The following is a 6,441-nucleotide window of genomic DNA, read 5'->3' as shown; positions in this document are numbered from 1 at the left end:
ACGTTGACGTCGTACTTCTCGACGGCCCGCTTCAGCGCGCCACCCCAGCCGCAACCGATGTCCAGCAGCGTCATCCCGGGTTCGAGCTTCAATTTGCCCAGCGCCAGATCGATTTTGGCGATCTGCGCCTCCTCGAGCGTCATGTCGTCGCGCTCGAAGTAGGCACAGCTGTAGGTCTGTGTGGGATCCAGGAACAGCCGAAAGAAGTCGTCGGACAAGTCGTAATGGGCTTGCACGTTTCCAAAATGCGGCGTGAGCTGCACAGACATGTCGATACGAGCCTTTCTGAACTGCTTGGGGACAGGGGTAGACAGCCAACCGACAGCCCCGCTGATCCCCCGATACTCCCCTGCATGCTAATACCTGGGGCTGTTCAAGTCGCATTCCCAAGGCGCGTTCAAGCTCACATGGAGCGGGTGTAATCCCCAAAAACTCCAGCCGCTTCTGCGGGCCGGTTAAAGACCGGACCCGCCGTCGAGCCCGCGGGGCGGCACGATCGGCGACGGGTGGGGCTCCTCGCGGAATTTCTCCAGCGATCCGCCGACCTCGACGATGCCCTTGAGGGCGTTCCAGCTCAGCATGGTCAGATAGTCGATCAACTCGTCGCGGCTCATCCGCGGGTTGGACATCCAGGAGTGGGTGGCCAGCTGCACCCCGCCGACGATCAGATACGCCCATGGTTCCGCGCCGCCGGTGTCCATCCCGGCCTGTTGCATGCGGCGGCGCATCATCACAGCGAGCATGCGGGCGATGATGCGCTCGGAGTCGGCAAGGACCTTGCTCTTGCTGGCCGAACTGTTGGCCATCACGAATCGGTACGGCTCGGGCTCGTTCGCGACGGTTTCGACGTAGACGCGGATGATCTCGCGCGCCAGGTCGAAGCCGTCGAGGTTGGACGTCAGCGCCGCGGCCATGTTGGGAATCAGGGTGGTCTGGGTGAACCGCATCATCACAGCCGTCGTCAGGTCGTTCTTGTCGACGAAATAGCGGTACAGCACCGTTTTGGAGACCCCGATCTCGGCGGCGATCTCATCCATGCTCAGCGCGCCACCCAGTCGGCGAATCGCGTCGATCGTGCCGTCGACCAGTTCGTTACGACGCTCCACTTTGTGTTGATGCCAGCGCCGCTTGCGCCCATCCATTTTGACGCTCACAGCCGTAATATGCTCTGCCACTGTCGCCTAATTCCCATTCCCTAGACGCCCCTGATCTTACGGCGTGAGGGGGTCGGTTTCCTGCCCTGGCCGGGCGTGGGTGAGACGTCGCGAACAGTGTCGTCACACCAATTCGTGGGAAAGATAGATGATGGAGTGGTGGCACATCGAGCCTCGGTGCGAGGCGAAGCGTCCGGCCCGCCGGCGGCGAGGCCCGATTCGGCGACGCCACTGACCGCGGCGAACGCGGGGCGCGCATCCTTTGCCGAATCCTTCGCCGGCGCTGACCCCGAGGCCGACGCGCAGCGCAGAGTGGCGCTGCGCCGGATGAAGATGGTGGCACTGGGTTTTCTGATCGGTGCCACCGGCGTGTTCCTGGCCTGCCGGTGGGCCCAGGCGCACGCCAGCCTGGGGGCCTGGGTGGGATACGTCGGCGCCGCCGCCGAGGCCGGGATGGTGGGCGCCCTGGCGGACTGGTTCGCGGTGACAGCGCTGTTCCGCCACCCGCTGGGCATTCCCATCCCGCACACGGCGATCATCAAGCGCAAGAAGGACCAGCTGGGCGAGGGCCTGGGCACCTTCGTGCGGGAGAACTTCCTGTCGCCGGAGGTCGTGGAAACCAAGCTGCGCGACGCCCAGGTGTCCGGCCGGCTCGGTAAGTGGCTCTCCGAGACCGCCCACGCCGAGCGGGTGGCCAGCGAGACGGCCACGGTACTGCGGGTGCTGGTCGAACTGCTGCGCGACGAGGACGTCCAGCAGGTGATCGACCGGATGATCGTGCGCCGCATCGCCGAGCCGCAGTGGGGCCCGCCGGTCGGGCGCGTGCTGGCGACGCTGCTGGCCGAGCACCGGCAGGAGGCGCTGATCCAGTTGCTGGCCGACCGGGCCTTTCAGTGGTCACTGAAGGCCGGCGAGGTCATCCAGCGGGTGGTCGAGCGTGACTCACCGACCTGGTCGCCGCGCTTCGTCGACCATCTCGTCGGCGACCGCATCCACCGCGAGCTGATGGACTTCACCGACAAGGTGCGCCGCAACCCCGACCACGAACTGCGCCGCTCGGCCACCCGCTTTTTGTTCGACTTCGCCGACGACCTGCAGCATGACCCGGACACCATCGCGCGCGCCGATGCGATCAAAGAACAGCTGATGGCGCGCGACGAGATCGCCAACGCCGCCGCGACCGCGTGGAAGACGCTGAAGCGGCTGGTGCTCGAGGGCGTGGACGACCCGTCCAGCACGCTGCGCACCCGGATCGCCGACACCGTGGTCCGCATCGGGGAATCGCTGCGCGACGACGCGGACCTGCGCGACAAGGTCGACAACTGGCTGGTCCGGGCGGCTCAGCATCTGGTTTCGCAGTACGGCGTGGAGATCACCGCGATCATCACCGACACGATCGAGCGCTGGGACGCCGAGGAGGCCAGCCGGCGCATCGAATTGCACGTCGGCCGTGACCTGCAATTTATTCGGATCAATGGAACCGTCGTCGGGTCGCTGGCGGGTTTGGCGATTTATGCCGTCGCGCAGCTACTGATTTAACGGATTTCTAGTAGTGCTAACAAGTGCTTGCAATAGCAAGCACTTGTAGTAGTCTGATCCGCGTCAAGATCAGTCGCCGACCAGGAGCACGCCATGACGCCCGAGGAGAAGCTCTCCGCCAAGGTGTCCAACGCTGCCTCCGAAGTGGCCTCCGACATCGGCAGTTTCATCCGCAGCCAGCGTGAACTCGCGCAGGTGTCGGTGCGCCAACTCGCCGAAAAGTCCGGGGTCAGCAATCCATATTTGAGCCAGGTGGAGCGTGGATTGCGTAAGCCCTCCGCCGATGTCCTGAACCAGATCGCGAAGGCCCTTCGGGTTTCCGCCGAGGTTCTCTATGTGCGCGCCGGGATTCTCGAGCCCAGCGACAAAAGTCAGGTGCGGGACGCGATCGTCACCGACACTGCGATCACCGAGCGCCAAAAGCAAATTCTGCTCGACATCTATTCATCGTTCACCCAGCAAAACGAATCGATCCCAGAGGAGTGTCCGACCGAATCCGACAGCGAGTGAGCAGTCCGTTCGATCCGGCACGGTAGCCAGCTGTGCTGGGCGTTTACCCGAGAAAGCGGACTCTGCGCATCGCGGTAGCGAGTTGGTGATGTATAGACGACCGGCCGTCGCGGTTACCCACCGTGGAAGACCTACCGGGTTCCAGCTGAACCGCTGGACGAACCGCCCCGGCATTGGCGGCCCCAGTTGCGAAGGAGACGTTTGCACCTAACTTCTCGACCAGACAGCCAATAACACCGAATAACGCCGATAGCGAAAACACAGCATGAAAGGAAAAACCATGGCGGAAAACACGAACATCGAAGATTTGCGGGCCCCGCTGCTCGCAGCCCTGGGCGCGGCCGACCTGGCCCTGGCCACCGTCAACGACCTGATCGCCGGCCTGCGGGAGCGCGCCGAGGAAACCCGCGCCGAGACCCGTACCCGGGTCGAGGAACGTCGCGCTCGCCTGACCAAGCTGCAGGAGGACCTGCCCGACCAGTTCACCGAGCTGCGCGACAAGTTCACCACCGAAGAGCTGCGCAAGGCCGCCGAGGGCTACCTCGAGGCGGCGACCAGCCGGTACAACGAGCTGGTCGAGCGCGGTGAGGCGGCCCTGCAGCGGCTGCGTAACCAGACCGCGTTCGAGGACGCCTCCGCGCGTGCCGAGGGCTACGTCGACCAGGCCGTCGAGCTGACGCAGGAAGCTCTCGGCACCGTCGCCTCGCAGACCCGCGCGGTCGGCGAGCGCGCCGCCAAGCTGGTCGGCATCGAGCTGCCCGGCAAGACCGAAGCGGCCACCAAGAAGGCGCAGAAGGCCGTGAACGCGCCCGCCAAGAAGGCGCCGGCCAAGAAGGCGCCGGCCAAGAAGGCGCCGGCCAAGAAGGCGGCCGCCAAGAAGGTCACCCAGAAGTAAGCACGACATTTCACGACGATCGGCTCCGAGTCGCCTCCGGGTGACTCGGAGTCGACGTTTTGGCGGGTGCCCGCATACCCTTAGGGCGTGAGCCACCTCGTGCAAACCGTCATGCTGGTCTTGCAGATCGCCGTCTTGGTCACGGCCATCTACGCGTTCGTGCATGCTGCGCTGCAACGACCCGACGCCTACACCGCCGCCGAGAAGCTGACCAAGCCCGTGTGGTTGCTGATCCTGGGAGGGGCCGTCGCCCTGACATCCATCTTGGGTTTCGTGTTCGGCGTGCTCGGTATGGCGATCGCGGCCTGTGCCGCCGGTGTGTACCTGGTCGATGTGCGGCCCAAACTGCTTGAGATACAAGGTAAGTCGCGCTAGCGCAATGATGGCACTGCTGACGGCGCCGGTCGCGGTGCTCGTCGCCCTGGCTTGTCCGATACCGCCCGCTGCCGCCGCGCCGGACCCCGGTAGCGGCGCGGCCGAACCGCCCGCGCCGTCCCCGCCGTACATCGACCACACTCAGTGGGCGCAGTGGCAGGGCCGCAGCAGCCTGCGGGTGTTTCCGTCGCCGGCCGGGCGGGCCGCCTCGCGCATCCCCGCAACCACCGCCCTGGCCGACGAGGCCTGGGCCGAGGTGCTCGCCGCGTCCCCGGACGCCGACACCGCCGGCATGCGCGCGCAGTTCCTCTGCCACTGGGAGTTCGCCGAACTCGCCCAGCCCGGCAAGGTCAGCTGGAACCTCGAGCCGTGGCGACCGGTCGTCGACGACGCCGAGATGGTCGCCTCCGGCTGCAATCCCGGCGGTCCGGAAGAATCCTTCTGATGCCAACCCAACCCAGCCGAGCGCAGTTGGCGGCGTTCGTCGACCACACGCTGCTCAAGCCCGAAGCAACCGACGCCGACGTGGCCGCCCTGGTCGCCGAAGCGGGCGAACTGGGCGTCTACGCGGTATGCGTCTCGCCCTCGATGGTCCCCGTCGCGGTGCGGGCCGGCACCGGGCTGCGGGTGGCCGCCGTGGCGGGTTTCCCCTCGGGCAAGCACCTCCCGGCGGTGAAGGCGCACGAGGCGGCCCTGGCCGTCGCGGCCGGGGCCACCGAGGTCGACATGGTCATCGACGTGGGGGCGGCGCTGTCCGGCGACATCGACGCCGTGCGTTCGGATGTCCGGGCTGTGCGCGGCGCGATCGGCGGCGCCGTGCTCAAGGTGATCGTGGAGTCGGCGGCGCTGCTGGCCCTGGCCGACGAGGCCACCCTGGTGCGGGTGTGCCGCGCCGCCGAAGAGGCCGGCGCCGACTTCGTCAAGACGTCGACCGGGTTCCATCCGGCCGGCGGTGCATCCGTGCGCGCGGTCGCCCTGATGGCCGAGACGGTCGGGGGACGCCTCGGGGTGAAGGCCAGCGGCGGCATCCGCTCCGCCGCGGACGCGCTGGCGATGCTGGACGCCGGCGCCACCCGGCTCGGGCTGTCGGGCACCCGGGCGGTGCTCGACGGCCTGGGCTGAGCCGTCCGGCTAGAAGCTCGCCGTCACAGGTTGGCGAAGCAGGGGTCGTTGTCGTTGCCGGTGGGGATGGTGGCGTTGCGCGTCGAAAAGTGGCTCGTCACACCGGTATCCGTGACCTGCACACTGTCGGCGTGGATGCCCAGCGGGTAGTTCTTGGTCAGGTTCGAGGTGAAGTCGTCCAGCGTCGACTGCACGGACTCCTTGGGCATCGTGAAGCCGAGCGCGTTGAAACTGACGATCTGCAGCTGCAACCCGGTGCCCGACACCACCGGCCTGGCGGTGATGTTGTCCAACATGCCCTTCAACTCGATCGTGCCGTCGGCGGGGTGCGTGGTCACGGTGTTGGTGACGAACGGGCCCAGCACCGGGATGGCGTTCTGTACCGACTGCTTGATGCCGTCACTGGTCCAGCTGATGGTGGCGTCCAGGGCGCCGATGGTGCCCTTCGAGTTGCCGTTGTCCTTGAGGCGCACGTCGTTGATGTTGATCGAGAGCTTCATGCCCTTGGCGTCGCGGATGTTGTTGCCGGCCGTCTGCACCGAGATGTTGGTGTAGTGCTTCGTCGCCTGCTGCCAGAGCATCAGGGGCGTCACGCCGAAGGACGCGGTGGCCTGGTCCTTGACCTCACAGGCCACCGCCTCGGCGACCTTGCTGTCCGCGACGTGGCGCACGTAGAGCTCGGCCCCGATGAGCGCGGCGATGATCAGGGCGAACACGATGATGAAGATCAGCAGGACGGAGACCGGGTCGCGGCCGAAGCGGCGCTTCTTCTTCCCGGGCGTCGCGTCGTCGCCGGGCTGGGCGGCCAGCCGCTCGGTGGGGGGCTGGCACGAACGGATCAGCACC

General features: G+C 66.6%; 8 protein-coding genes and 1 pseudogene. 6 read left to right on the top strand and 3 right to left on the bottom strand.

What is annotated here, in order from left to right; genetic code table 11:
• Positions 1–269, bottom strand: a pseudogene (pcaA, locus tag A5624_RS08810) (cyclopropane mycolic acid synthase PcaA); the annotation flags it as partial.
• A 186-nt stretch (positions 270–455) separates the two neighbouring features.
• The gene (locus A5624_RS08805; RefSeq protein WP_066864695.1) at positions 456–1,175 is read right to left on the bottom strand and encodes a TetR/AcrR family transcriptional regulator; all 720 of its coding nucleotides are present in this window, start codon (positions 1,173–1,175) and stop codon (positions 456–458) included.
• Positions 1,176–1,310: 135 nt separating this feature from the next.
• Here A5624_RS08805 and A5624_RS08800 point away from each other — a divergent pair, with 135 nt between their 5' ends.
• The 6 genes from A5624_RS08800 to deoC all read left to right on the top strand — a co-directional run bounded on the left by A5624_RS08800 (position 1,311) and on the right by deoC (position 5,595).
• Entirely contained in the window at positions 1,311–2,693 is a 1,383-nt protein-coding gene (locus tag A5624_RS08800) for a DUF445 domain-containing protein (RefSeq protein WP_156748949.1), read from the top strand.
• Positions 2,694–2,786: 93 nt separating this feature from the next.
• Complete coding sequence (locus tag A5624_RS08795) at positions 2,787–3,203, top strand: helix-turn-helix domain-containing protein (RefSeq protein WP_066864693.1); 417 nt, start codon at positions 2,787–2,789, stop codon at positions 3,201–3,203.
• Between the two features lie 280 nt (positions 3,204–3,483).
• Positions 3,484–4,098: a heparin-binding hemagglutinin HbhA gene (gene hbhA / locus A5624_RS08790; RefSeq protein WP_066864698.1), complete on the top strand. Its 615-nt coding sequence runs from the start codon at positions 3,484–3,486 to the stop codon at positions 4,096–4,098.
• 87 nt (positions 4,099–4,185) lie between these two features.
• Positions 4,186–4,473: a DUF2516 family protein gene (locus A5624_RS08785; protein ID WP_066864690.1), complete on the top strand. Its 288-nt coding sequence runs from the start codon at positions 4,186–4,188 to the stop codon at positions 4,471–4,473.
• A gap of 4 nt (positions 4,474–4,477) precedes the next feature.
• Positions 4,478–4,918, top strand: a complete 441-nt coding sequence (locus tag A5624_RS08780; protein ID WP_066864686.1) for a DUF2599 domain-containing protein — start codon at positions 4,478–4,480, stop codon at positions 4,916–4,918.
• Positions 4,918–5,595 carry a deoxyribose-phosphate aldolase gene (gene deoC / locus A5624_RS08775; RefSeq protein ID WP_066864682.1) on the top strand — a complete coding sequence of 226 codons (678 nt, stop codon included), beginning with the start codon at positions 4,918–4,920 and terminating at the stop codon, positions 5,593–5,595. Before A5624_RS08780 ends, deoC begins: the two co-directional genes overlap by 1 nt.
• Before the next feature lie 23 nt (positions 5,596–5,618).
• Here the strand turns inward: deoC and A5624_RS08770 are convergent, their stop codons facing one another.
• Entirely contained in the window at positions 5,619–6,440 is an 822-nt protein-coding gene (locus A5624_RS08770; RefSeq protein ID WP_066864677.1) for a DUF2993 domain-containing protein, read from the bottom strand.
• Between the last annotated feature and the right edge of the window lies 1 nt (position 6,441).

The organism is Mycobacterium sp. 1482292.6, assembly GCF_001672995.1.
In the GTDB taxonomy this organism is placed as follows: domain Bacteria; phylum Actinomycetota; class Actinomycetes; order Mycobacteriales; family Mycobacteriaceae; genus Mycobacterium; species Mycobacterium europaeum_A.
Note: the sequence above shows the minus strand (reverse complement) of the source record. Positions and strands in the feature narration are given on the sequence as shown.

Excerpts from the sequence above, each read along its gene's own strand:
- A5624_RS08795 (WP_066864693.1), top strand. The coding sequence starts at position 2,787 with ATGACGCCCGAGGAGAAGCTCTCCGCCAAGGTGTCCAACGCTGCCTCC.
- hbhA (WP_066864698.1), top strand. The coding sequence starts at position 3,484 with ATGGCGGAAAACACGAACATCGAAGATTTGCGGGCCCCGCTGCTCGCA.
- A5624_RS08780 (WP_066864686.1), top strand. The coding sequence starts at position 4,478 with ATGATGGCACTGCTGACGGCGCCGGTCGCGGTGCTCGTCGCCCTGGCT.
- deoC (WP_066864682.1), top strand. The coding sequence starts at position 4,918 with ATGCCAACCCAACCCAGCCGAGCGCAGTTGGCGGCGTTCGTCGACCAC.